At 71.3% G+C, this 23,585-nt stretch carries 24 protein-coding genes; 11 read left to right on the top strand and 13 right to left on the bottom strand.

Annotated features, from left to right (window positions below; all coding sequences use genetic code 11):
* Window positions 1-5 precede the first annotated feature (5 nt).
* From L6E10_RS21425 to L6E10_RS21410, 4 genes are read right to left on the bottom strand one after another with little or no spacing between them, the layout of a single operon-like run.
* Window positions 6-986, bottom strand: coding sequence for an ABC transporter permease (locus L6E10_RS21425; protein ID WP_236221303.1), 981 nt, complete (start codon window positions 984-986; stop codon window positions 6-8).
* Window positions 983-1,927: an ABC transporter permease gene (locus tag L6E10_RS21420; protein WP_236221302.1), complete on the bottom strand. Its 945-nt coding sequence runs from the start codon at window positions 1,925-1,927 to the stop codon at window positions 983-985. The genes L6E10_RS21425 and L6E10_RS21420 overlap by 4 nt, the downstream gene beginning before the upstream one ends.
* Window positions 1,908-3,410, bottom strand: coding sequence for a sugar ABC transporter ATP-binding protein (locus L6E10_RS21415; protein WP_236221301.1), 1,503 nt, complete (start codon window positions 3,408-3,410; stop codon window positions 1,908-1,910). The genes L6E10_RS21420 and L6E10_RS21415 overlap by 20 nt, the downstream gene beginning before the upstream one ends.
* A complete protein-coding gene (locus L6E10_RS21410) occupies window positions 3,400-4,440 on the bottom strand; it encodes an ABC transporter substrate-binding protein (protein WP_236221300.1) in 1,041 nt (346 codons plus the stop codon). The genes L6E10_RS21415 and L6E10_RS21410 overlap by 11 nt, the downstream gene beginning before the upstream one ends.
* Before the next feature lie 124 nt (window positions 4,441-4,564).
* Between L6E10_RS21410 and L6E10_RS21405 the strand changes: the two genes are divergently transcribed.
* Window positions 4,565-5,557, top strand: coding sequence for a LacI family DNA-binding transcriptional regulator (locus L6E10_RS21405; protein ID WP_236221299.1), 993 nt, complete (start codon window positions 4,565-4,567; stop codon window positions 5,555-5,557).
* Between the two features lie 19 nt (window positions 5,558-5,576).
* On the opposite strand, the gene L6E10_RS21400 is transcribed toward L6E10_RS21405, so the two are convergent.
* The 5 genes from L6E10_RS21400 to add form a co-directional block, all read right to left on the bottom strand.
* On the bottom strand, window positions 5,577-6,083 hold the full coding sequence (locus L6E10_RS21400) for an O-acetyl-ADP-ribose deacetylase (RefSeq protein ID WP_236221317.1): 507 nt from the start codon (window positions 6,081-6,083) through the stop codon (window positions 5,577-5,579).
* A 4-nt stretch (window positions 6,084-6,087) separates the two neighbouring features.
* Window positions 6,088-7,353, bottom strand: coding sequence for a tannase/feruloyl esterase family alpha/beta hydrolase (locus tag L6E10_RS21395; RefSeq protein ID WP_236221298.1), 1,266 nt, complete (start codon window positions 7,351-7,353; stop codon window positions 6,088-6,090).
* Between the two features lie 11 nt (window positions 7,354-7,364).
* Entirely contained in the window at window positions 7,365-7,733 is a 369-nt protein-coding gene (locus L6E10_RS21390; protein ID WP_236221297.1) for an STAS domain-containing protein, read from the bottom strand.
* A 99-nt stretch (window positions 7,734-7,832) separates the two neighbouring features.
* A complete protein-coding gene (locus L6E10_RS21385) occupies window positions 7,833-8,765 on the bottom strand; it encodes a helix-turn-helix transcriptional regulator (protein WP_236221296.1) in 933 nt (310 codons plus the stop codon).
* Between the two features lie 126 nt (window positions 8,766-8,891).
* On the bottom strand, window positions 8,892-9,899 hold the full coding sequence (gene add, locus L6E10_RS21380; RefSeq protein ID WP_236221295.1) for an adenosine deaminase: 1,008 nt from the start codon (window positions 9,897-9,899) through the stop codon (window positions 8,892-8,894).
* A gap of 182 nt (window positions 9,900-10,081) precedes the next feature.
* Here add and L6E10_RS21375 point away from each other — a divergent pair, with 182 nt between their 5' ends.
* Together L6E10_RS21375 and L6E10_RS21370 are read left to right on the top strand one after the other, a co-directional pair.
* Complete coding sequence (locus L6E10_RS21375; protein ID WP_236221294.1) at window positions 10,082-10,588, top strand: nucleotidyltransferase domain-containing protein; 507 nt, start codon at window positions 10,082-10,084, stop codon at window positions 10,586-10,588.
* The gene (locus L6E10_RS21370) at window positions 10,585-11,307 is read left to right on the top strand and encodes a class I SAM-dependent methyltransferase (protein WP_236221293.1); all 723 of its coding nucleotides are present in this window, start codon (window positions 10,585-10,587) and stop codon (window positions 11,305-11,307) included. Before L6E10_RS21375 ends, L6E10_RS21370 begins: the two co-directional genes overlap by 4 nt.
* 78 nt (window positions 11,308-11,385) lie before the next feature.
* Here L6E10_RS21370 and L6E10_RS21365 read toward each other — a convergent pair whose 3' ends face one another.
* Window positions 11,386-11,781: a nuclear transport factor 2 family protein gene (locus L6E10_RS21365; RefSeq protein WP_236221292.1), complete on the bottom strand. Its 396-nt coding sequence runs from the start codon at window positions 11,779-11,781 to the stop codon at window positions 11,386-11,388.
* Between the two features lie 58 nt (window positions 11,782-11,839).
* On the opposite strand from L6E10_RS21365, the gene L6E10_RS21360 reads away from it, so the two are divergent.
* Both L6E10_RS21360 and L6E10_RS21355 read left to right on the top strand, forming a co-directional pair.
* Window positions 11,840-12,412, top strand: coding sequence for a PadR family transcriptional regulator (locus L6E10_RS21360; RefSeq protein WP_236221291.1), 573 nt, complete (start codon window positions 11,840-11,842; stop codon window positions 12,410-12,412).
* Window positions 12,413-12,427: 15 nt separating this feature from the next.
* Window positions 12,428-12,736, top strand: a complete 309-nt coding sequence (locus L6E10_RS21355) for a hypothetical protein (RefSeq protein WP_236221290.1) — start codon at window positions 12,428-12,430, stop codon at window positions 12,734-12,736.
* Here L6E10_RS21355 and L6E10_RS21350 read toward each other — a convergent pair.
* Window positions 12,733-13,131, bottom strand: coding sequence for a GNAT family N-acetyltransferase (locus L6E10_RS21350; RefSeq protein ID WP_236221289.1), 399 nt, complete (start codon window positions 13,129-13,131; stop codon window positions 12,733-12,735). The two genes, L6E10_RS21355 and L6E10_RS21350, sit on opposite strands and share 4 nt — an antisense overlap.
* Window positions 13,132-13,203: 72 nt before the next feature.
* Between L6E10_RS21350 and L6E10_RS21345 the strand changes: the two genes are divergently transcribed.
* The 4 genes from L6E10_RS21345 (at window position 13,204) to L6E10_RS21330 (ending at window position 17,638) form a co-directional block, all read left to right on the top strand.
* Entirely contained in the window at window positions 13,204-13,716 is a 513-nt protein-coding gene (locus L6E10_RS21345; RefSeq protein ID WP_236221288.1) for a hypothetical protein, read from the top strand.
* Between the two features lie 64 nt (window positions 13,717-13,780).
* On the top strand, window positions 13,781-15,070 hold the full coding sequence (locus L6E10_RS21340) for a PepSY domain-containing protein (RefSeq protein ID WP_236221287.1): 1,290 nt from the start codon (window positions 13,781-13,783) through the stop codon (window positions 15,068-15,070).
* Between the two features lie 167 nt (window positions 15,071-15,237).
* A complete protein-coding gene (locus L6E10_RS21335; protein WP_236221286.1) occupies window positions 15,238-16,254 on the top strand; it encodes a YbaB/EbfC family nucleoid-associated protein in 1,017 nt (338 codons plus the stop codon).
* Between the two features lie 64 nt (window positions 16,255-16,318).
* Window positions 16,319-17,638 carry a M28 family peptidase gene (locus tag L6E10_RS21330; protein WP_236221285.1) on the top strand — a complete coding sequence of 440 codons (1,320 nt, stop codon included), beginning with the start codon at window positions 16,319-16,321 and terminating at the stop codon, window positions 17,636-17,638.
* A gap of 38 nt (window positions 17,639-17,676) precedes the next feature.
* Here L6E10_RS21330 and L6E10_RS21325 read toward each other — a convergent pair whose 3' ends face one another.
* On the bottom strand, window positions 17,677-19,641 hold the full coding sequence (locus L6E10_RS21325) for a bifunctional diguanylate cyclase/phosphodiesterase (RefSeq protein ID WP_236221284.1): 1,965 nt from the start codon (window positions 19,639-19,641) through the stop codon (window positions 17,677-17,679).
* Between the two features lie 141 nt (window positions 19,642-19,782).
* Here L6E10_RS21325 and L6E10_RS21320 point away from each other — a divergent pair, with 141 nt between their 5' ends.
* Complete coding sequence (locus L6E10_RS21320; RefSeq protein ID WP_236221283.1) at window positions 19,783-20,838, top strand: sugar ABC transporter substrate-binding protein; 1,056 nt, start codon at window positions 19,783-19,785, stop codon at window positions 20,836-20,838.
* Between the two features lie 87 nt (window positions 20,839-20,925).
* Window positions 20,926-22,350 (top strand): amidohydrolase family protein, encoded by a 1,425-nt coding sequence (locus L6E10_RS21315; RefSeq protein WP_236221282.1) that lies wholly within the window; start codon window positions 20,926-20,928, stop codon window positions 22,348-22,350.
* A gap of 49 nt (window positions 22,351-22,399) precedes the next feature.
* Here the strand turns inward: L6E10_RS21315 and L6E10_RS21310 are convergent, their stop codons facing one another.
* The gene (locus tag L6E10_RS21310) at window positions 22,400-23,284 is read right to left on the bottom strand and encodes a DUF5829 family protein (RefSeq protein ID WP_236221281.1); all 885 of its coding nucleotides are present in this window, start codon (window positions 23,282-23,284) and stop codon (window positions 22,400-22,402) included.
* Window positions 23,285-23,585: the final 301 nt, after the last annotated feature.

Raw genomic sequence — 23,585 nt, 5'->3', positions numbered from 1 at the left:
TGCTCCTATCTCCGGAGTATTCGTTGCAGGACGACGACGATGAGGAGGAACGCGCCGCTGACCACCGACTGGTAGTTGCTGTCGAGCGTGCCGATCTGGTTGATGACGTTCTGGATGACCTTGATCAGGCCGACGCCGATCACGGTGCCGAGCACCGTGCCCATGCCGCCGGTCAGCAGGGTGCCGCCGATGACGACGACGGCGATCGCGTCGAGTTCGAGGCCGACGCCGATGACCGTGACGCCGGACTGCAGGTAAGCGGCGGTCAGGGCGCCGGCGAGGCCTGCCAGCGTGCCGCTCGTCGTGTAGACGAGGACCTTCGTCCTGGCGATCGGCACGCCCATGAGGACGGCCGACTGCTCGGCTCCCCCGGTGGCGAACACGTTCTGCCCGAAGCTGGTGCGGTGCAGCACGACCCCGCCCAGCAGGCACAGCACGGCCGCGACGAAGATCGGGTAGCCGAAGCCGAAGACGGTGCCGCGCCCCAGTTCGACGAACGCGCTGTCCGGCGGGATCCGGTAGGTGGTGGCGCCCTCGTCGGTGATGACGAGCAGCAGGCCGCGCGCGAACAGCAGGGACGCCAGCGTGACGATGAACGGCGCCATGTTCGTGCGGGCGATCAGCAGCCCGTTGACCAGCCCGATGAGCCCGCACACCACCAGCGGCAGCAGCAACGCGACGAGGAACCCGTGCTGCGAGCCCCAGGCCGCGAGCACACCGCCCAGGGCGTAGACCGAGCCCACGGACAGGTCGATGCCGCCGGTGATGATCACGAACGTCATGCCGAGCGCGATCACCGCGAGGAACGCGCCCTGCAGCGCGAGGTCGCGCAGGTTGTCGAGGCTGCCGAAGCGCGGGAAGACCAGCCAGGACACCGCGACCACCAGCGCGAGCGCGACGGCGGCGCCTTGGCGTTGCAGGACCTTCGCCCGTGACGCCCCGGCCGGGACCGCGGCGGTGCCGGCCGGTGTGGCGGTGGTGGTCATCGGCGCTCCCGTGCCACGTAGACGGCGGCGATGATGATCGCGGCCTGGATCATCTGCGCGATCGAGTCCGGCAGGTCGTGCTTGATCAGCGTCGCCCTGACGAGCTGCATCAGGACCACGCCGAACACCGTGCCGAGAACCCGGACCCTGCCCCCGGTGAGCGGGGTTCCCCCGACGACCACCGCGGTGATCGCGGACAGCTCCATCAGCAGGCCCATGTCGGCCGGGTCGCCGGCGGACAGCCTCGACGTGGCCAGCACGCCCGCGACCGCGGCGAGCACGCCGCAGATCGCGTAGACGCCGATCAGCACCCGGTTGACCGGGAGCCCCGCCAGGGTGGCCGCCTTGCGGTTGCCGCCGATCGCGACGAGCTGGCGGCCGAACGTGGTGCGGTTCGTCAGCGCCGCCACCGCGACCGCCAGCACGCCCGCGACCAGCACGCTGATCGGGACGCCGAGCACGTCGCCGGTGCCGAGCGCGAGGAACGCCGGGTCGTGCAGCTGGACGAGCTGGCCGTCCGCGATGACCAGCGCCAGGCCGCGCCCGCCCACCAGGAGCGCCAGGGTCGCGACGATCGGCTGGATGCCGACCCTGGCGACGAGGACGCCGTTCACCACCCCGGCGAGCACACCCGCCACCAGGGCCATCGTGATCGCGACGAGCGGTCCGGCGCCCAGGTACAGCGGGATGATCGCGGCGGCCAGCGCCATGACCGCGCCGACGCTCAGGTCGACGCCCTCGGTGCCGATCACCAGCGCCATGCCGAGCGCGACGATCAGCACGGGTGCCGCCTGCACGAGCTGGGTGGTGAAGTTGCCCGTCGTCAGGAAGTTGGCCGTGAACAGGGCGTTGAACAGCAGCAGCACGCCAACGGCGACGTAGACACCGTTGTCCTGCAACCACCGCGTTCGCGCGGCCGTTCTAGTGGCTGTCAGCGTCATCGGTCACCTCCGCCGCGATGGCCTCGAGCACGTGCTCACGGGTGAGCCGGTCCCCTTCCAGTTCCCCGGCGACGGTGCCGTCCCTCAGCACGACGAGCCGGTCCGCGCCGTCGAGCAGCTCGTCGAGCTCGGAGCTGATCAGCAGCACCGCCAGGCCCTCCCGGGCGAGCTCGTCGACCAGGGCCTGCACCTCGGCCTTGGCGCCGACGTCGATGCCGCGCGTCGGCTCGTCGAGGAGCAGGATCTTCGGTTCGGTGCACAGCCACCGGGCCAGCAGCACCTTCTGCTGGTTGCCGCCGGAGAGCTCCGAGACCTTCTGCTCGGGGCTCGACACCTTGATGCGCAGGCGCCGCACGAAGGTGTCGACGATCCTGTCCTGCTTCGCCCTGCTGACCACGCCGAACCGGCTGAGCCTCGGCAGCGCCGCGAGAACGATGTTCTCGCGCACGGACAGGTTCGGGATGATCCCCTCCGTCTTGCGGTCCTCGGCGAGCATGCTGATGCCCGCCCTGGTGGCCGCCTTGACGCCGCGCGCCACCGGTGCGCCCGCGACGACGACGGTGCCGCCGTCGATCGGAAGCGCGCCGAGGATCGCCTTCGCGGTCTCCGTGCGGCCGGATCCGAGCAGGCCGGCGAGGCCGACGACCTCACCGGGCCGGATCGAGACGCTGACCCCGTTGATGCGCGGCTTGCTGGTGAGGTTCCGCGCCTCGAGCACCGGGTGCGCGTCGGCGTGGTGGCTCTCGCCGAACGCCGTGGTGCCGTGGCTCTCGATCTCCTTCACCGACCTGCCGAGCATCAGCGAGACCAGCTCGATGCGCGGGAGGTCCCGCAACGGACCGCTGTGCACGTTCCGCCCGTCGCGCAGGACCGTGACCGTGTCGCAGATCCGGTACAGCTCGTCCATCCGGTGGCTCACGTAGATGATCGCGATGCCGGCCTCGTGCAGCGTGCGCACGACACCGAGCAGCGTCTCCACCTCGCGCGGTTCCAGCGACGACGTGGGCTCGTCCATGATCACGACGTCCGCGTCGGCCTCGACCGCCCTGGCGAGCGCGACCATCTGCTGCTCACCGACCGCGAGCGTCCCGAGCGGGCTGCTCACGTCCGCCGTGATGCCGTAGCCCCGCAACAGCTCCGCGGCGTCGGCGTCCCGGCGGGCGCGGTCGATCAGGCCGAACCGGGTGCGCGGCTCCCTGCCGAGGAACAGGTTGGCGGACACGCTCATCAGCGGGACGAGGTTGACCTCCTGGTAGATCGTGGAGATCCGCCCGTTGCGGGTGACCCGGCCGGCATCCGGGGTGTGGATGCCGGTCAGGACCTTGATCAGCGTCGACTTGCCGGCGCCGTTCTCCCCCACCAGCGCGTGGATCTCACCCCGCGCGAGGGTGAAGTCCACGTCGCCGAGGGCGCGGACGCCGGCGAAGGTCTTCGTGACGCCGGCGACCTCGATGACGGGGCCGGTGGACGTGTCAGTAGGCATTGGCGAGCTTCTGCGCGGCGTTGGTGGTGTCGTACTCGTCGTCGGAGATCACGATCGTGTTCGGGATCTCGTCGCCCTTGCCGAACTTCTCCAGCGTGTCGAACGCGAGCGGGCCGAAGCGCGGGTTGGACTCGACGACCGCGGTGTAGCTGCCGTCCGCGACGAGCTGCACGGCGTTGCGCGTGCCGTCGACGGAAACGATCTTGACGTCCTTGCCGGGCTGCTTGCCCGCGGCCTTGAGGGCGGTGACGGCGCCGACGCCCATCTCGTCGTTCTCGGCGTAGACGGCGGTGATGTCCGGGTTGCTCTGGATGAGCTGCTCCATCACGGCCTGGCCCTTCGACCGGTCGAACTCACCGGTCTGCTCGGCGACCACGGTCAGGCCGGGAGTGCCCGCGATGCCGTCCTTGAAGCCCTTGGTGCGATCGACCGTGACGTTGTTGCCCGACGCGCCGAGCAGGATCGCGACCTTGCCGGTGCCGCCGGTCGCCTTGATCATCTGCTGGGCGGCGCGCTTGCCCTGCTCGACGAAGTCCGAGCCGATGAACGTCAGGTAGTCCGTGCAGGGCTGCGCGGTCACCTTGCGGTCGATCGTCACGACCGGCACCTGCTTGGCCCTGGCCGCGTCGAACGCGGGCTGCAGGCCGTCGGAGTTGAGCGGCGCCACGATCAGCAGCTTCGCGCCGCGGTCGATCAACGACTTGATGTCGCTGATCTGCTTGTTCAGGTCGCTCTGCGCGTTGGTGTAGAGGAGCTCGGCTCCGCGCTTGGCGGCCTCGTCCCTGATCGACTGCGTCTCGGCCGTGCGGAACGGGTTGGCCTCCTTCTCCGACTGGGAGAAGCCGACGACGGCGCCCTTGAGGTCCACCTGCGGGTACCCGGACCCGGCGCGCGAGCAGCCCGGACCGGACGACTGGTTCTCCGCGGCACTGGCGGCGGGCCCGCCACTGGTCGTGGTCTGCGGGTTCTCCCTCGCGGTGCAACCGGTCACGAGCAGGGCGGCGACAGCGACGAGCAGTAAGCGAGACATCTTTGGCTCCTACACCGGGCTATGCGTGGACGCGCTCTCAGGCGCTAGATTTGCATCGTTGTTCCAACGATGTAAAGACTGAGGACTTCCCGGTACTTTTCCCGGTACCTTTTTCCAGGAGGCTGTGTTGGCCACGCTGAAGGACGTCGCTCGCCTGGCGGGCGTCTCGGTGAAGACCGTGTCGAACGTGGTCAACGGCTACTCGTTCGTGAAACCGGACAACCGCCGCCGCGTCGAGGAGGCGCTGGAGGCGACCGGCTACCGCCCCAACCTCGGCGCCCGCAACCTGCGCCGCGGCCGCACCGGCTTCATCGCCCTGGTCCTGCCCGAGCTCTCGATCCCCTACTTCGCGGAGCTGGCCGGCCTCGTCATCGCCGCGGCCCAGGAGCACGAGTGGAACGTGCTCATCGAGCAGACCTTCGGCACCCTGGCGGGCGAACGCTCGGCCCTAGCGTCCCTGGGCCCGCACCTCGTGGACGCCGCGATCCTCAGCCCGGAGGCGTTGCAGGACGACGACTTCCAGCTGTCGGTCCCCGCCGTCCTGCTCGGCGAGCACGCCGTCGACGTCCCGATCGACCGGGTCGGCATCGACAACGTGGCCGCCGCCCAGGCCGCCGTGAAGCACCTGATCTCCCTGGGCCGCACGCGCATCGCCGCGATCGGCGCCCACCCCCACCGAGGCACCGCCGCCCTGCGCCTGGAGGGCTACCGCACCGCCCTCGAGGAGGCCTCCCTGCCGTTCGTCGACGAGCTCGTCGTGCCGGCCCTGAACTACCACCGCGCCGACGGCGCCGCCGCGATGAAGTCGTTGCTGGACCTCCGCACCCCACCGGACGCCGTGTTCTGCTTCAACGACCTCCTCGCCATCGGCGCCATGCGAGCCGCCGCCGAACGTTCCGTCCGGGTGCCCTCGGACCTCGCCGTCGTCGGCTTCGACAACAACGAGGAAAGCGCCTACAGCTCCCCGTCCCTGACGTCCGTGGCCCCCGACAAGACCGCCATCGCCCGCGCCGCGGTCGACCTGCTGCACCGCCGCGTCGAGGCCCGCGACGACGCCCTGGAGGACGTCCAGACCCCGTTTTCCTTGTTGGTGAGGGAAAGCACCGTGGCCCGATGACGTCCGGCCCGGACCACGACTACCGGCGCGCGTAGGCGTCGTAGGCGGTCTGGTCGAACAGCACGAACCTGATCAGGTCCAGCGGGGCGTCTTTCGTTGCCTCGTGGGCGATTTCGGCGGCGTGTTCGACCGGCCACCGGTAGATGCCGGTGGAGATGGCGGGGAACGCGATGGTGTGCGCGCCGAGGTCTGCCGCCACCCGCAGGGAGTTGCGGTGGCAGGCGGCCAGGAGGGCGGAGCGGTCCTCGGTGGGCGAGTACACGGGACCCACGGTGTGCACGACCCAGCGCGCCCGGAGCCTGCCCGCGGTGGTGGCGACGGCTTGACCGGTCTCGAGCCCGCCGCCGTAGTGCCCCGCCCGGAGCTCGCGGCACTCGGCGAGGATCTCCGGGCCGCCCTTGCGGTGGATCGCACCGTCCACGCCGCCGCCTCCCAGGAGGGAGGAGTTGGCGGCGTTGACGATCACGTCGACTTCCTGCTCGGTGATGTCGCCGAGGACGTACTCGATGGTGGCCACGTCCCCGATTGGATCACGACAACGGGCAGGTGGCCACGTCAGCGGGCCTGGGCAGCGTCGCTGAAGCCGGCGGCCGCACCCCGTCCAGCCACCGCTCCAACGCCACGAAAGCCGCCCGGTGGCAGGGCGCCAGCGGCCTCAAGCGATCCGGGTGGGCGTCCACGAGACCGTCGACGTGAGTCCCCTGCTCGACCCGGTAGTACCGGTGCAACCGGTCGGGCGTCATCTCCGCGTACACGTCCGAGTCCTGGCTGATCGGCAGCAGCACGTCATAGGTCCCGTGCACGGTCAGCAGAGGCCGCTTCACCTTCCCCGTCAACGCGACCCGCGACACCGCCGGCCCCGCGACCCGGCGGCGGTCCGAGTACGAGTAGTCCGCGTCGCAGGCGGGCGTCCCGGAAGCGCAGAACGGCACCCCCGCCTCCAGGGCCCCGTCGAAGTCGGGGTCGAACTCCTCGCGGTAGATGCGTTGCGTCAGGTCCCAGTAGTAGCGGTGGTGGTAGTCCCACAGGAATTCCGTGCCGGCCGGGAAGCCCGCCGCCACCATCGCCTCGTGCGCGCCCGGTTCGCCCGCCAGGTAGGCCGGGTAGGCGCGGAGCACGGGAGGCAGGAACGTCAGCGGGTTCGGGCCCGCGACCGTCCACAGCGTCCCTTCCCAGTCCACGCCGCCGTCGTAGAGGTGCGGGCGGTTCTCCAGCTGCCAGCGGACGAGGTAGCCGCCGTTGGAGATGCCGGTGGCGATGGTGCGGCGCGGGGCGCGGCCGTAGCGCTGGGACACGACCTTCTTCGCGGCGAGGGTCAGTTGGGTGAAGCGGTGGTTCCACTCTTCGATCGCCCGGCCGTCGCGGTAGAACTGGGCGCCGGTGTTGCCCTTGTCGGTGGAGGCGAAGGCGTAACCGCGGGAGAGGACCCAGTCGGAGATGGCGCGGTCGTTGGCGTACTGCTCGCGGACGCCCGGCGCGCCGGTGACGACCAGGCCGCCGTTCCAGCGGTCCGGGAGCCTGACCACGAACTGGGAGTCGTGCCAGCCGTGGTTGGTGTTGGTGCGGGAGGTGTCCGGGAAGTAGCCGTCGATCTGGATCCCCGGGACGGCGCCGGGCACGGGAAGGGCGGCGCTCGTGAGGCCCGCCCAGTCGGCCGGGTCGGTGTGGCCGGTGGCGACCAGGCCCGTGGTCGTGAGGTCGGCGAGGTGGGTGAGCTGCTGGTGCTCGGCGCCGGGCACCGTCATCGCGGACGTCGGCGGGGTCAGCGCGAGCACCAGGACCAGGGGCAGCAACATAGCTGGTCAAGCTAGTGGCGGTGACTTCCCGGCGACATGGTTGCCTCCCACACAAGCCCCGCCTTGAAAGTGGTGTAGCCGAACAGGTCGAGCACCCGGCGCACCGGGGGCCGCAGGTGGTGCAGGTCGAACGACTTGCCGTTGCGGTGTGCGGCGCACAGCAGGAGCAGGAGGGTGCGCAGGCCGCTCGCGGACAGGAACGTCACCTCGGCGAGGTCGACCTGCACGCGGTCGGTCGCGGTGTCCGTGATGCCGGGCAGCACCGCGGCGAAGAACACCTCGCAGGTCGTCATGTCCATCTCGCCTTGGCACGTGACCACGAAACGGGTGCCGGAGCGTTGCGTCCGCACGGCGAACGGGGTGGTGTCACAGGTGGTCATCGGACCTCGCCTCCCTGGACGGGACACCACCACTTCACCGCACCGGGCGCCCGGCCGATAGCAGCGGGAACGAAGCGGCGACCGGGAAAACGAAGTGCCTCAGCCCGACCGCAGCGTCTTCGACGGCGCAACCCCGTACGCGGCGCGGTAGTGGGCCGCGAAGACGCTCGGACGGGCGTAGCCCCAGCGAGCGGCGATCGCGGTGACGGTGCCGTTCGCCGCACGCAGGTCGGCGTGCGCGCAGGAGAGGCGCACGCGCCGGAGGTAGGCCATCGGTGTCATGTCGAGGTGGCGGCGGAACGCGAGCTGGGTCGCCCGGATCGACACCTGTGCGGCGCGGGCGATGTCGGCGGCGGTGATCTCATTCGCGGCGTTGGCCTCGATGAACGCGATGGCGCGACGCACGGTCCGAGGGTGCGCGTCGCGCCGATCGGACGGCGCCGGGCCGCCGAGCGAGTTGTTCGGGAACGCGGCGAGCGTCGCCGACACCAGCAGGCGGGTCGCGTTGGCCGACACCAGCGGGTGGTCCCCGAACAGCGGCAGCACCTCGTCGCGCAGGTGCACGCAGGTGGACCACCACGCGGCACCGGCCTCGGGCGAGAGGGGCCGGAAGCCCGCGAACCGGACGTCGTCGGCCACCTCGTCGACGACCGGCCGGGGCAGCGTGACCGTCGACAGCCGCGGGTCGAAGACCGCCCCGATGAACCCGCTGTCGGGTGGTGCCGTCAGGAACGACTCACCGGGCAGCCAGTAGCGGTCCTCGCCACCCGAGCCGTAGTAGACCATCCCCGCGCCCGTGTGCCCGAAGACGTAGTTCTGCATCGGGTCGACGCTGACCTCGAGGCTGATGCTCCCGTGCAGCTCGTCGAACCTCATCTGCCCGTGTATCCGCGACGACATCCACATGTGCGGGTGCTCGATGCCGCGGTTGAGCCGCATCTGGCCGTAAGCGGCGTTCAGCACCTCGTTGGCCGCGTCCAAGTCCGTCACCTCGACGACCTGCTCCACGCCCAGCACGATCCTCGCCCGCACCGGCGGTGTCCATCGCCAAGACGGACGGTTCCACCGGTACGGACGGTGACACGCCGCCGGCGCCGTCTGGGCCCTCAGATCCGGCCGGCGCGCCGAGTTCCATCCGGAGTGGACTCCCGGCGGGTGCTACCGGACCGAGGCGAGCACGCCCGCGATCTCCTCCAGCAGCACGGTCTTGCGGCTGTTCGGCAGGAACGAGGCCAGCACCGCGTTCTCGGCCAGCCGGGCGACGTCCGCGTGGCCGAGTCCGAACGCCTCCGCCACGGCGACGTACTCGCCTTCCAGCGTGGCGCCGAAGAACGGCGGGTCGTCGGTGTTCAGCGTGACCACCACTCCGGCGTCGAGCATCCGCCGCACGGGGTGCGCCTCGATCGACGCCACCTGCCGCGTCCGGACGTTCGACGTCGGGCACACCTCCAGCGCGATCCCCTTGTGCACCAGGTGTTCCACCAGCGCGGGATCCTCGACGCAGCTCGTGCCGTGGCCGATCCGCTCGGCCCGCAGGTCCCGCACCGCCGACCAGATGGTCTCCGGACCGGTGGTCTCCCCCGCGTGCGGCACGCTGTGCAGACCGGCTTCCCGTGCCGCGTCGAAGAAGGGCGCGAACCGGGCTCGGCCGACACCGGCCTCCGGTCCGCCGAGCCCGAAGGAGACCAGGCCCTCCGGACGTTCGGACAGCGCGAACGCGAGCGTCTCCCGTCCGGCGGCCAGGCCCTTCTCGCCCGGGATGTCGAAGCACCACGCCAGCTCGACCCCGAGCGCCGACGCCTCGGCGCGACCCGTCTGCAGGCCCGCCAGCACCTCGTCACCGGACAGGCCGTCCACCAGGTGGTTGTACGGCGTCACGGTGACCTCGGCGTACCGCACGTTCTGCCCGGCCAGCTCACGGGCGAGGCCGACGACGAGCGTGTGGACGTCGTCGCGGCCCTTCAGCATCGACTGGACGGCCCAGAACACCCGCAGGAAGTGGTCGAAGTCCCGGAACGCGTAGAAGCGCTCCAGCTCGGCGCGGTCCGCCGGCACCCCGGCCTCCGGGTGGCGCCGGGCGAGTTCCAGGACGGTGTCGAGGCCCGCGGAGCCGACGAGGTGGACGTGCAGCTCGACTTTGGGCAGGGCGTGGACGAACGAACGCATGGCGAAGCTCCCTGGGGGGCGGAGGTGAGGTGGCGGAGGAACGGGGCGCTCAGGGAGCGAGGTCGCCGCGTTCGGTGTCAGCGCCGTAGAGCGGCAGCTTGAAGTCCGTCACGGGCCCCAACGTAGCAGCGCCGGGCGAAAAGCGGTGGCGGCGTTCGCGCCCCGGTTGCACGCTGTGGCACGTGACCGGCGACGACGTGCTCGAGGTCCTGGCCGCGCTGCGGGCCTTCGACGTCCACGTCGGAGGTGGCTGGGGTGTCGACGCCCTGGCAGGCGAGCAGACGCGCCGGCACGACGACCTGGACCTGATGCACCGCGAGGAGCAGGAGCCGCGGGTCGTGGCGGCCCTGGCCGCGCTGGGGTTCACCGAAACGCTGTCGTGGCGGCCGGTGCGGTTCGTGGTCACCGACGGCCGGGGACGCGAGATCGACCTGCACCCGTTGCGGTTCGCGCAGGACGGCGGCGCCGAGCAGTCCTCGCTCACGCCCGGTGAGCCGTTCCGGTACCCGGCCGGGTGCTTCGTCACCGGCACGATCCTCGGCACCACCGTGCCGTGCCTGTCCGTCGAGCAGCAGTTGTACTTCCACCAGGGCTACGAGCCGCGCGAGCGGGATCTGCACGACCTCGCGCTGCTGCGGGCGCTCGGCCGGAAAACTCGGTGGCGGACGGGTCTACCGTGGCAGTCGTGAAGGGTTTCAACCCGAGCTTCGGTCCCGAAACGGCCAGGAACTACGACAACTCGCCGCGCGGCGACGAGGCGGAGACCGTCCGCTTCCTCGCGGGGTTCGGCGGCAGAGCGCTGGAGTTCGCGATCGGCACCGGCCGCATCGCGTTGCCGCTGCGGAAAAGCGGCGTCGAGGTGGACGGCGTCGAGCTCTCGCCGGACATGGTCGCCCGGATGCGGGAGAAACCCGGCGGCGAGGCGGTCGAGGTCGTCCTGGGCGACATGTCCACCGCCAGTACCGGCCGCACGTACCCGCTGGTGTACCTGGTCTTCAACACCATCACGAACCTCCTCACCCAGGACGACCAGGTCCGCTGCTTCGAGAACGCGGCACGCCACCTCACGCCGGACGGCGTGTTCGTGGTCGAGTGCGGCCTGCCCAGCTGGGCCGCGCGGCACCGCCACCAGTTCGTCGACGTGGAGGCCGTCGAGGTCGACCACGTGCGCCTGGACGTCAACCGCTACGACCCCGTCACCCAGGTGCTGGACGAGAACCACGTGCACATCGGCGTGGACGGCATCCGGTTCGGCCCGATCCGGCAACGCCTGACCTACCCCGGCGAGTTCGACCTCATGGCGAGGATCGCGGGGCTGCGGCTGCGCGACCGGTGGGGCGGGTGGAACGGCGAGCCGTTCACGGCCGACAGCAAGCGGCACGTGAGCGTTTACGAAAGAGCCGCGTAACGTCCTTGTGCGGCAAGCGAGTTACTCGCGGGCCGCGTCGAACGAGGTCAGCTTCTCCGTTCGCGGGCCTTGACAGCCCTAGGAGTTGAACGCTTCCAGAGCTTCGGCCTGGATCTGCTCGAACTGGGCCGCCATCGCCTCCGACAGCGCCTGAGCGCCGGACAACGGCCGCACCATCACGGTGAACTCGTCGATCAGCCCGTCGGCGTTCAGGTGCAGGAAGTCGCAGCCCTGGACCTCCTTGCCGCCGACCTCGGTCCGGAACACCAGCGCGTGGTTCGGGCCGTCGGTGATCACGCGCTCGTAGCGGAAGTTCTCGAAGACCCGCATGACGCCGCGCAGGATCGCCGCGGTGATGGGCTTGCCGGGGTACGGCTTGAACGCGACGGGGCTGGTGAACACGACGTCGTCGGCCAGGCAGGCCGCCATCGCGTCGGTGTCGCGTGCTTCGACCGCTGTGCGGAATGCGTCCACGCCTGGTTCCTCGCATGCTCAACTTGTTGACTAGGTCGAGGCACCGTAACCTGCGGGTATGTCACTGCGCAACGCCGTGATGGCCGCCCTGCTCGACGGGGAGTCGTCCGGCTACGACCTGGCGAAGGCGTTCGACGCGTCCGTGGCGAACTTCTGGATGTGCACGCCGCAGCAGCTCTACCGGGAGCTCGACCGCATGGAGGCGGACGGGCTCATCGCCGCCCGCGTGGTCGAGCAGGAGCGCCGGCCGAACAAGCGCCTGTTCTCCCTCACCGGCGAAGGGGCCGAGGAGCTGACGAGGTTCACGGCCGCACAGCACAAGCCCACCGCGATCCGCGACGAGCTGCTGGTCGCCGTGATGGCGGCGGACCGCGGCGACGTCGAGGCGGTGAAGGCGTCGATCACGCGACGCCGGCGGTGGGCGGAGGCGAAGGTCGAGCGGTACGAACGGCTGCGAGCCAAGCTGCTCGGCGGCCGGACCGAGGAGGAGTTCCTGGCCACGGCCGAGCGGGTCGGGCCCTACCTGACGTTGTTGCGCGGCCTGTCGTTCGAGCGGGACACCGTGCGGTGGTGTGCCCGGAGCCTCACCGTGCTGGAGCGGCGTGGTGCCCGGCTCGACGCGGCGACGTGAGGTTGAATCGGGCCCATGAACGGCATTTCGGTGTTGCAGGAGGCACTCAGCGCGCCCGCGGCGGAGGCGCGCGAACGGTTCGCGGGGCGGCTCAACGGCTACCTGGAAGGGTCGGACGTCGTGCACGCCGTGCGGTTGCAGGGCTGGCTCGGCCTCGAGGTGCCCGGCCCCGGCTGCCACGTCGGCACGGGCAGCTGGGACTTCACCCGGTTCAAGGCCACGACCTCACCGGTGACGTGCGGCCGGTGCCGCAGCGCCGGACTGCTCGCCAGCTCGTTCACCGGGGGCCCGCACCAGCAGACGCTGGACCTCGAAGGCATCTAACCCCCGCAGGCGTCGCGGTTGCGCAGGATCATGCCGGTCACCGCGGTCATGCCGAGCCGCTCGTAGTACGGCCGCAGATCGTCGTCGCACACGAGGTCCACCGAGTACAGGTGCGCCGCCTCGGCCACCACCCGGCGCATCAGCTCGGTGCCGACGCCCTGCCCCTGGAACTCCGGCAGCACCTCGAGCCACGGGACGAACGCCGTCAGCACGCCGTCGCTGATCATGGTGACGAAACCGACGACGGTGCCGCCGGAGCGTGCGACCACCACGCGGTAGCTCCCGCGCAGGACGGCGAGGTGCTGGGCGGGTGACGGAGGCCGGGGCCAGCCGGCGAAGAACCCGGTGAGGTCGTCCTCGGTGAGGTCGCTGACATCGGTGGCGTAAGTGATCACCGTCGAATTGAACCGACTTCGTCGAACTCACGTGGGCTGGTTTCGCCGGCGTTCGACGCTAGGCTCCTGGTCATGGCCCTGCCGACCGCTCCATTGCGCCGTGCGCGCTGTGCGGCTGTCGGCGTGGTCAACGGAACTCTGGCCGTGCTCGCCCACTCGAACGCGGACGGCGAGCTGCCCGACGCCGGGCTCGTGTTCTCGCTCGTCGGGCTGCTCGCGTGGGCGACGAGCGGGTTCGCGAGGCACGAGCTGACGTGGACGGGGCTGCTCCTGCTGATCGGCGGCGGGCAGGCCGCGATGCACGTCCTGGTGTCCCTCGCCGTGTCGCGGCACGAGCACCCCGCGAACCCGGCGCACATGATCGCGTCGCACGTCCTGGCCACCGCTGTCGCCGTGGTCCTGCTGGCCTTCGCGGAACGCACCGTGCTCGCACTGGCCCGAGCGGTCGCCTCCGTGCTGCCGCGCAGGCCCGTCCCGCTGCCCGCCAGCGCTCCCCTGGTCGTCGCCACGCCCGCGCGCGTGCCGGCCACGACCGTCCTGCCCGCCGTGCTGTCGTGGCGCGGTCCTCCGGCTGAACAGGCCTGAAACCTCCCTCGCACAGGGCCGCTCACGCAGCGGTCCTGCCCCTGTTCACGCCTTTTGGAGTTCCATGACCACCACGTCCACTCCGCCGCGCGCGTCGTTCGCGTGGCGGGGACTCTTCCTGCGCCTGCACTTCTACGCCGGTGTGCTCGTCGGACCGTTCATCCTGATCGCCTCGCTGACCGGCGTCCTGTACGCCCTGACCCCGCAGCTGGAGTCGTGGGTCTACTCCGACCAGCTCCGCGTTCCCGCCACCTCCCAGCAGCTCCCGCTGGCCCAGCAGGTCGACGCCGCGGTGGCGACGGCACCGCGGGGCTCGCTCGTCGCGGTGCGCCCCGCGCCCGAACCCGGTGCCACCACGCGGGTCCTGTTCGCCGAGGAGGGCCTCGGCGAGTCCGAACGCCGTGCGGTCTTCGTCGACCCCGGCACCGGCCGCGTCACCGGTGATCTCGTCGTCTACGGGACCAGCGGCGTCCTGCCGCTGCGCACGACGCTCGACCAGCTGCACCGCAACCTGATGCTCGGCGAACCCGGTCGTCTCTACAGCGAGCTCGCCGCGTCGTGGCTGTGGGTCGTCGCGCTGGGCGGTCTCGTCCTGTGGATCTCCCGGGCGCGCAACAGCAAACGCGTCCGGACGCACGGCCTGATCGGCGTGTGGGTGCTCGCCGGAGCGTTGTTCCTGTCCGCCACCGGTCTCACGTGGTCGGCCTACGCGGGCGAGAACGTCGGCGTGCTCCGCGAGGCCGTGGGGTGGTCCACGCCGACGCTGCAGATCCCCGGCGGCAGCGGGGGTCACGGTGACCACACCGAGCACACCTCGACCGGAGGTGGGCACGGCGACATCGACGCCGTGCTGGGCTCGGCGCGGTCGTGGGGTGTCGACGCGGAGCTGGTCGAGATCAGCCTGCCCGCCACGCCCGACGGCGCCTGGAAGGTCGTCGAGGTCGAGAAGGGCCTGCCCACCCAGGGCGACTCCGTGGCCGTCCAGGGCGACGCGGTCGTGGCGTCGGTGGAGTTCGACGACTTCCCGCTCGGCGCGAAGCTCACCAAGTGGGGGATCGACGCGCACATGGGTGTGCTGTTCGGCTGGCCCAACCAGCTGCTGTTGCTGCTCATCGGCGGCGGCCTGGTGGCCCTGGTCGTGCTCGGCTACCGGATGTGGTGGAAGCGCAGGCCGACGAGCGGCTTCGGCCGCCCGGCCCCGCGCGGCCAGTGGCGCAGGGCCCCGCGCGGCGCGCTGGCCGGCCTGGGCCTCGGCGCGCTGCTCGTCGGGTGGTTCGCGCCGCTGCTCGGGATCAGCCTCGTCGTCTTCCTCGTCGTCGACGTCCTGCTCGGCCGACGGGCGAAAACGGCCTGACACAGCGCATCGGTGGTGGCGCGGCCCCGCGCCACCACCGTCCACAGTGGACCGACCTTGCCTGAACTGGACATTTGCGGCATAGTGTTGGGCAGGTGAGCCGGGAAGCCTGGTCGGCCCGCACGTCACGCGCAGGTGGCGGCGGAGAGCCGACGAGGGGTGTCCTGATGACTCTCATTCCCCGCGCCATCCCCGCGATCAACGATCCCGTGGTCGTGCACGCGCTGGCCGCGCGCTGGCGCCGCACCAGGACGTTGCTGCTGCTCTCCGCCGGCGTGCTGCCCGTCGCGATCGGCATCGTCTGCATCGTGCTGGCCGGCATGACGTCGGCAGGGCAGCAGATCATGCCGTGGTGGTCGGCCATCCCGGCCGTCGCCGCGGCGGCGTGCGCGTGCGCGTTGCTCTCGTGGTTGCGCCGCAACGGGTTGAGCGACCCGCACTCGTGGCTGCCCGCCACGACCCTGATGACGTCGGCGCAGCTCGTGCTCGGCGTCCTGCCCGGTTCCGGCATCGCGTTGCGGCTGAGCCCCGGTGCGGCGATCGCGGTGAAGGCGCTGTGCGCGGCAGGGGTGCTCGGCGCGGGATCCGCGAGCGCGCTGGCCCGGCTGGCCCACCGCTCGTTGCTCTCGGCGCCGGTGCTCGAACTGGGCTCGACGGCGTTCCCGCTCGTGCTGGCGGGGAACGGCACGCGGCTCGTGATCGGCACCGACCGCGCCGACTGGACCACGCGCCACGGCGGCCGGGTCGACGCCGGGGTCTCGTTCGCCCGCGTCCAGCGCGTGACGGCACACTCGCACGCGATCGTGCTGCACACCGCCTCCGGTTCGTGGACGGTTCCCGTGTCCGACCCGCTGACCGCGCAGGCGTTGCTGCGCCGCCGGATCGCGTGGTGGGAGGAGCGCCGCGACGCCGCCGAGCGCGAGCAGCGCCGCTACCTCGACCTGGTGCAGTCGCTCGCGGCCGTCAGCGGTGCCGCGGCACGGGGCGGCATCAGCGTGACCGTCGACTCGAACGGCCTCACCACCGGCATCGAACTGAGCCCCGCCGTCCGCGACCTCGACCCGCAGGTGCTCTCGGCGCAACTCATGGCGTGCGTGCAGAAGGCACGGGCCGACGCGCGCAGGCAGGTCCAGGACCTGGTGCTCGACCACGCCGACGCCGAGATGTCGAAAGCCAGCCACTAGTCGGTTGTCCCGTCCCGGTCCGCCTGCCTACGTTCTGCTGGACCTTCGGAGATGGGGGAACGACTTGCGCAGACGTGACTTCTTCACCGCGGCGGCCGGGGTCGCCGCTGTCGTGGCCAGCCCCGCGAGCGCGCTCGCGGCGACGGAACGACGACCGGGCGCCTCGCAGGCGCCGGACCTCGACCTCGGCGACTTCCCGGTCGTGGCGAGGGTGCGGGCGCGCAGGGCGCTCGAACACCTCGAGGTGCTGAGCGACCGGATCGGGCCGCGCATCGGTGGCACCGAGTCCGAGCACCGGGCCCGCGACTACCTCGTCCGCGAGCTCAAGGCGTTGCGCTACCAGGTGACGACGCAGCCGTTCACCGTGCCGGACAAGTACCTCGCCGAGATCAACGGCCGGTGGCAGTCGGGCGCCTCGCGGTTCGGCGCGCTCGGGGTGACCGTCAAGGCCCCGTTCGTCGAGGTGGTGGACGGTCAGCTGCCGGACCTGACCGGCAAGATCGCCTTCTACGTCAACGCCCCCGCCGGCTCCGGCCCCACGCACGCGGCGATCGAACGCGGTGCCGTGGCGGTGGTCCTCGGCCGGATCTCCGCCACCGCGATCAAGGCCGGCGCCTTCTCCCCCACCCTCGACCGCACCGTCGCGGTTCCGGTGATCGGGCTCGCCCAAGTGCACACGGAGAAGCTGCGCGCCCAGGGTTCCGGCGAGCTGACGATCACCACGACGCACCACCCGAACCTGACCTCCTACAACGTGATCGCCGACCGGCCGCCGACGTTCCCGTGGCGGGACAACGGGGTCGTGATGGTGACGGCGCACTACGACAGCGTGCCGGGCTCACCGGGCGCCAACGACGACGGCAGCGGCACCGTGCTGTGCCTGGAACTCGCGCGCGTGCTGCGTCATCTGCCGACGAACAAGGCGTTGCGGTTCGCGTTGTGGGGCTCGGAGGAACAGGGCCTGCTCGGGTCGCGGCACTACGTCTCGCAGCTGCCGCCAGAGGAGATCGCACGGATCAAGGGCGTGTTCCAGAACGACATGGTCGCCACCAGCCACGACCCGGCGACGGCGTACTGGTTGCTGTCCGTCGACGGCGCCGACAACGCGACCACGGCGGCGGTGCGCGCCGCGGCTCAACGCCTCGGCTACGACCCGCGGGTGCACGGGCCGGTGGCGCGCGGGTCGAGCGACCACGTGCCGTTCCACGAGAAGGGGCTGGCGTCGGCGAACTTCAGCTGGCGCGGTGAGGGCGGGCCGGCGCAGCTCGAACCGATCTACCACACGCCGGAGGACACGATCCGCGACAACATCAGCCTGGAGCGGCTGCAGGTGTCGCTGGAGCTGATCGGCGCGGCGGCCTACCGGCTGGCCAGCCGGCGGTAGGCCCGCGTCCCGCAGGTCTCGTCCGCGACCGCCGCGGCCTAGGAGGTCGAGGCCGGCAGCTCGTCGAGCACGCGGTCCCGCAGCCACGCGGCGAACTCGCCGGGCGGCAGGGGCCTGCTCAGGCAGTACCCCTGCACGATGTCGCAGCCCAGGGCGGCGAGGGCGCTCCACGTCTCCTCGTCCTCGACGCCCTCGGCCACGACCTCCAGCTCGAGGTTCCGCGCGAGCCCGAGCAACGAGCGGGTGATCGCGCCGCTGGACGGGTCCGTGCGCATGTTCGTGGTGAACGACCGGTCGATCTTCATCTCGTGCACGGGCATCGTGCGGAGGTAGGCGATGGACGAGTAGCCGGTGCCGAAGTCGTCGATCGACAGCCGCACCCCCAGCTCCCGCAGCCTCGTCAGCACGTCGCTCGCGCGGATCGGGTCGGCGATGATCGCGCTTTCGGTGATCTCCAGGGTCAGCGCGGAGGCGGGGCGGCCGTGGCGGGCGAGCAGGCCCGCGACCTGGTCGGGGAACGTCGTGTCGTGCAGGCACTGGGCCCCGACGTTGACCGAGACGGGCACGTCCCAGCCGGTGAGGTGCCAGGCGTGGCACTGCGCGAGCGCGTGGTCGAGCACGTACCGGGTGAGCGGCTCGATCAGGCCGGTCTCCTCGGCGGCGGGGATGAACCGGTCGGGGCCGAGCAGGCCGAGGCGCGGGTGCTGCCAGCGGCACAGGACCTCGGCTCCGCGGACCGCGCCGGTACGCGCGTCGGCCTTGGGCTGGTAGTGCAGGACGAGCTCGGCCTGGTCGAGGGCGCGGCGCAGGTCGCTGATCACGGTGAGCTGGGCGGTGCCGTCCACGTCGAGGCCCGGTTCGTAGACCGACGTGCCGAGCCGGGCGCGCTTGGCCGCGTACATGGCGATGTCGGCGTGCTTGAGCAGCTCGTGGACGTCCGCCGAGTCGGCCGGGTACATCGCGACGCCGATGCTGCAGCCGACGTCGACCGACAGCCCGTCGAGGTCGAAGGCGTCCTCCAGCACCCGGTGCACGCGTTCGGCGACCACCAGGGCGTTCGCCGGTGAGCTCACCATCGGCAGCAGCACCGCGAACTCGTCCCCGCCCAGGCGCGCCACCGTGTCGACGTCCCGGACGGCCGCGGTCAGGCGGTTCGCGACGTGCTGGAGCAGCCGGTCGCCGAACGCGTGGCCGAGGGTGTCGTTGATCGGCTTGAAGCGGTTGAGGTCGATGAGGAACAGGCCGAGCGGGTCGCCCGTCCGGTCGGAGCGCCCGATGGCCTGCCGGGCGCGCTGCACGAGCAGCGTGCGGTTCGCGAGGCCGGTCAGCGCGTCGTGCATCGCCTCGTGCTCGCTCTTGGCCGCCTGCCGCAGGATCTGCCGCCGGTGCCCGAGCAGCACCACCCCGCACAGCCCCACCAGGCCGAGGTCGACGATGAACGCGATGACCGCGGCGAACCGCAGCCGCCCGTTCTCACCTTCCGCGGACCGCAGGTAGTCGGTGGTCTCCAGGCGTTTGAGCTGCACGACCGCGGAGAGCTGCTTGCGCAACGACACGAGCGTGAGCTCGGCCTGGTCGGCCTTCTGGGACGCGGTGGTCGTGTCCCCGCGGTCGCCCGCGGCGACCGTCTCGCGCAGCAGCGCCGAGTAGTCGCCGTAGAGGTCGCCGACGATCGCCGCGGCCCGCACGTCGGCTGTGCCGCCGTGGTCCTCGATCCACCGCAGGCTCTCCTGCGCGGCGCCGGCGGCGTTCGCCACGGGCTGGCGCATCACGGGTGTGCCGGAGCGCAGGTAGTCGACGAGGGCGTGGTCGGCGACGTCGACGTTCTGCACCACCAGACCCCACCGGTCGCTGATCTCGTTGAGCTCGTGCAGGTGTCCGGCGGCGCGCTGCATGCTCAGGCTCGTCCACAGCGCGAGACCCGCCAGCGCGGCGAGACCGATCGTCAGGCTGATGACGGTCGTCTGCACGGTGGTGCGGGACTCGACCCAGTTGGACAGCATCTATCGGCGCCTCACTCGGACATCGCTTTCCGGCGAAGGTGCTATTGGTACGCAGCCAAAGGAGTGCACGCAAGCCGACACAGCCGTCGGCCGTGCACTAACCTCAACGGCTTTCCAGGATCAACTGATGGGGCCTTCTTGATGACCCGCGTCGCCCACGTCGTCCTGCCTGCGGTTTTGTTCGCGGTGGCGGGGGTGGGCGGGTGCGGTCCCACACAGACGTCCGATGACCCGCCCACGATCGGGTTCCTGGCGCAGAACAACAGCCGCGACTTCTCCCGGGAGATGAGCGAGGGCTTCCGGGCGGGCGTGCGGATCGCGGGCGGCGTCAACGCGGAGGTCACCGGGCCGGACACGCACGACGGCCTCGAGCAGGTCGAGCTGCTCGCAGGCCTGGCCGCGCGCGCCAAGGGCGGCATCGGCGTGTCCGCGGTGGCGCCGGAGCTGGTCGCCGAGCCGGTGGCGCAGGTCGTGGAGCAGGGCATTCCGGTGATGGCGGTCGCGGGCGGGCAGGTCGCGCCCGGCAGCGGGATCAAGCTCATGATCGAGAACGACAGCTTCGAGCTGGGCGCGATGCTCGCGGACGCCACGGCCGACCGGCTGCCGCCCGACGCCGCCGGCAAGGTCGTGATCGGCAGCAACTCCCCCGGCATGCCCGCACTCGACCAGCGGGCGCTCGGGATGAGGTCCCGGCTGGCCGAACGGTTGCCGAGGCTGCAGGTGCTCGGCCCGCTCGACACCGGGCGCGACCTGACGACGAACCTCGCCACGTGGCGGCGGCTGGCCGACGCGAACCCCGACGCCCTCGTGCTGCTGGGCGCGGGGGACGTGGACGCGATCAACCTCGCGGCCGTGCACGCGGAGAAGAACGCGAAGTGGCTGGCCGCGGCGTTCAGCATCGACGCGAAGGCGTTGCAGGGCGTCAAGGACGGTCATCTGTTCGCGACGATCTCCGCCGAGCACTTCCTCAAGGGCGCGGTGTCCGGCTGGATGCTCGCCCAGCACGCCAAGAGCGGCCGCAAGCTGCCGGAGGGCTGGTTCGTCGCGCCGGGCCTGCTGGTGCGGGCGTCCAACGTGGACGAGATCATCCACCGCCAGTCCAGCGAGGCGACCCGGATGGAGGCGGCGCGGCCGCGGATCGACGAGCTGACCGCGAACCCGCTCGAGCACCTCCGCCCACTGGACCAGGCTCGCTGAGCCAGGCGGCGCAGCGGCACGTCCACGCGGTGACAGGCGGCGGAGGCGTCGGCGAGCATGGCGGCGATCCCTGCCTTTGGAGGCCGCATGATCAACCGCCGGACCCTCACCAAGACACTCGGCGTGGCACTGGCCGCGACCGCCACGACCGGCGTCGCGAGCGAGGACGGCGAGGACCCGCTGCGCCGCCGCTACCTCGTCCGCGGTGGCGCCGTCGTCACCGTCGACCCCGCGCTGGGAGTGCTCCCGCGCGCGGACGTCCTGATCGACGACGGCGTGATCGCCGGAGTCGGTCACAACCTGGACGCCCGTGGCGCGAAGGTCGTGGACGCCACCGACATGATCGTCCTGCCCGGCTTCGTCAACACCCACTTCCACATGTGGAGCGCGCTCGGCCGCAACTTCGTGGCCGACGGGTTCCCCTACTTCGCGGCGAAGCGGGCGACGTCCACGTTGTACGACGCCGAAGACGTCCACCGCAGCGTCCTGCTCGGACTGGCCGAACTGGCGAACGCGGGCGTGACGACCGTGCACAACTGGTCCAACAACACCCGCTCCCCCGCGCACGCCGACGCAGAGCTGCGGGCGCACCGAGACGGTCTGCTGCGCGCACGCTTCTCGTATGGACACGTGGACCAGATGCCGCGTGACGTGCCGATGGACTTCACGGACGTGGACCGCGTGCGGCAGCAGTACTTCTCCGCGGGCAGCGCTTTCGACGGGATGGTGCACCTGGGCGTCGCGGTCCGCGGGCTCTCCCAGAGCGCGGAACCGGCGTTCTTCGCGGACATGGACGCCGCCGTGCAGCGAGGTCTTCCGATCGCGATCCACGCCGGGCAGGCGCCGCCGCGGATCGTGGACGCCGCGGACTACGAGCGACGCGGCTGGCTGGGCCCGCGGACGTTGCTGACGCACTACGTGACGGCGCTGGACAGCGACATGGAGGTCATGGCCCGCACCGGCACGCCGCTGAGCTGGTCCCCGCACTCGGAGTTCCGGCTCGGCACGGCGGGCGACCCGCGTGACGCGCTGCTGCGGTTCCGCAGGGCCGGGGTGGCGGTGTCGCTGTCCTCGGACGCCACGTCCATCGCGCCGTCGGACATGTTCGAGGCGATGCGGCTCGTCTGGAACACCGGGATCCCTTGGCAGGGCACGCCGTCCGCGGGCCTGCCGGAGCTCGGCTTCCGGGAGGTCCTGCGGATGGCGACGCTGGACGGCGCCCGCGCGCTCGGCCTCGGCGACGTCACCGGGTCGATCACCGCCGGCAAGCGGGCGGACGTCGTCCTCGTGCGCACGAACGACGTCAACCTCGCTCCGGGCGGGCTGGTCGAGACGACACTGGTGCAGGCGGCGAACCCCGCCAACGTCGACACCGTCTTCTCGGACGGCCGGATCGTCAAGCGCGGCGGGCGGCTGGTGGCCTACGACGTCGACCGGATCGTGCGGGACGCGCGCACGTCCTCGCTGCGCATCCGCACGTCCGCCGGCGGCATCCTCACACCGCCGAGCTGACCCGCTCGCGGTCTCCGGCGCCGTGGGAGCCGAGCTCCGGACGGGCGTGTCAGAACGTCCAGACCGCGCGCTTGCCCGGACCGACGACCAGCGTGGACGTGCCCAGCTGTTCGACGTGCCGCGCCACCGCGCGGTTCAGCTCGAAGTCGACCCGCTTGAGCCCCGTCCTCCCGGGCGGCGCCTCGTCGAACCGCATCGTCGTCCCCCCGCGCGTGGCGACGACGAACTCGGGCCCGACCCGAAGTGCGAACCCGCCCGCGCGCAGCAGCGGCACGGTGTCGGCCAGGTCCCGCCCGGTGACGGCGAGGCGGATGAACGTGACGTCCCGCATCAGCCTGTCCCGGTACACGTCCGGCAGGTACCGCTCGCGGGTCACGTCACCGGGGAACCGAGCGGGCTCGACCTCGCTGCGCGGGTCGTCGAGGTACTCCTGCCGGTACTCCATCGCCCACGCCCCGAACCGCTGGTACTCGTGGACGAGGTACACGGAGTCGAACCACGGCACGGGCTTGCCGTCCCCGAAGTCGCGGGTCTGCGTGAAGTCGATCGGCTCGGCCCCGGCCTCGCGCAACCGGGCCTCGAGCGCCTCGACGTCGCCGTCCCGCTCGGTCGAGAGCCCCAGCCCCGCGGCCCCGGGCTCACCGTCCTTCCCGGGAACGTCGCCGCGCCCGAAGACCTCGAGGTACGTCTCCCGGCCGCGGAGGTAGCGCCCCGTCCACACCTTGCCGTCGGCTCCCGTGGTGGTGCGCACCTCGAAGTCGGCGAAGCCCCTGAGGTACGCCGACCGCTCCACGGCGTCCGCGGTGGCGCGGTCGAAAGTGCCCCAGACGTGGTTGTAGAACAGCAACTGCCGCTCCGCGGCCCACACGGGACCCGCGCCGGACACGACCAGCAGACCGGCCAAGATCATGCACATCACCCGTCGGAGGCCCATGGATCCGATCGTAGGACGCACCCGCTCAAGCCAGACTCAAGTCAGGTGAAGGGAACCCGTGCCGACACCGCCCGGTGGACGGTTCTGGCCCCGTTGCGGCAGGCAGCGACGGCAGGCCGGGACCTGCTCCTGCGGGAGATCGGCGACCACCACGACCTCCGCCTCGACCTGACCTGGGCGAGGCGCCGCGATGCCGAAGGCCAGCCCGAGCGAAGGCGAAGCCGAGCAGTGTTTCCAAGACACTCCGGGTGGGGTGGCTTCGTCACGAGTCGTGGCGAAGCCACCCCACCAACGCAACCGA

This window comes from Lentzea sp. CC55 (genome assembly GCF_021056325.1).
GTDB lineage: Bacteria > Actinomycetota > Actinomycetes > Mycobacteriales > Pseudonocardiaceae > Lentzea > Lentzea jiangxiensis.
Note: the sequence above shows the minus strand (reverse complement) of the source record. Positions and strands in the feature narration are given on the sequence as shown.

Excerpts from the sequence above, each read along its gene's own strand:
- L6E10_RS21425 (WP_236221303.1), bottom strand. The coding sequence starts at position 986 with ATGACCACCACCGCCACACCGGCCGGCACCGCCGCGGTCCCGGCCGGG.
- L6E10_RS21420 (WP_236221302.1), bottom strand. The coding sequence starts at position 1,927 with ATGACGCTGACAGCCACTAGAACGGCCGCGCGAACGCGGTGGTTGCAG.
- L6E10_RS21415 (WP_236221301.1), bottom strand. The coding sequence starts at position 3,410 with ATGCCTACTGACACGTCCACCGGCCCCGTCATCGAGGTCGCCGGCGTC.
- L6E10_RS21410 (WP_236221300.1), bottom strand. The coding sequence starts at position 4,440 with ATGTCTCGCTTACTGCTCGTCGCTGTCGCCGCCCTGCTCGTGACCGGT.
- L6E10_RS21395 (WP_236221298.1), bottom strand. The coding sequence starts at position 7,353 with ATGTTGCTGCCCCTGGTCCTGGTGCTCGCGCTGACCCCGCCGACGTCC.
- L6E10_RS21390 (WP_236221297.1), bottom strand. The coding sequence starts at position 7,733 with ATGACCACCTGTGACACCACCCCGTTCGCCGTGCGGACGCAACGCTCC.
- add (WP_236221295.1), bottom strand. The coding sequence starts at position 9,899 with ATGCGTTCGTTCGTCCACGCCCTGCCCAAAGTCGAGCTGCACGTCCAC.
- L6E10_RS21360 (WP_236221291.1), top strand. The coding sequence starts at position 11,840 with ATGTCACTGCGCAACGCCGTGATGGCCGCCCTGCTCGACGGGGAGTCG.
- L6E10_RS21355 (WP_236221290.1), top strand. The coding sequence starts at position 12,428 with ATGAACGGCATTTCGGTGTTGCAGGAGGCACTCAGCGCGCCCGCGGCG.
- L6E10_RS21345 (WP_236221288.1), top strand. The coding sequence starts at position 13,204 with ATGGCCCTGCCGACCGCTCCATTGCGCCGTGCGCGCTGTGCGGCTGTC.
- L6E10_RS21340 (WP_236221287.1), top strand. The coding sequence starts at position 13,781 with ATGACCACCACGTCCACTCCGCCGCGCGCGTCGTTCGCGTGGCGGGGA.
- L6E10_RS21335 (WP_236221286.1), top strand. The coding sequence starts at position 15,238 with ATGACTCTCATTCCCCGCGCCATCCCCGCGATCAACGATCCCGTGGTC.
- L6E10_RS21325 (WP_236221284.1), bottom strand. The coding sequence starts at position 19,641 with ATGCTGTCCAACTGGGTCGAGTCCCGCACCACCGTGCAGACGACCGTC.
- L6E10_RS21320 (WP_236221283.1), top strand. The coding sequence starts at position 19,783 with ATGACCCGCGTCGCCCACGTCGTCCTGCCTGCGGTTTTGTTCGCGGTG.
- L6E10_RS21315 (WP_236221282.1), top strand. The coding sequence starts at position 20,926 with ATGATCAACCGCCGGACCCTCACCAAGACACTCGGCGTGGCACTGGCC.
- L6E10_RS21310 (WP_236221281.1), bottom strand. The coding sequence starts at position 23,284 with ATGGGCCTCCGACGGGTGATGTGCATGATCTTGGCCGGTCTGCTGGTC.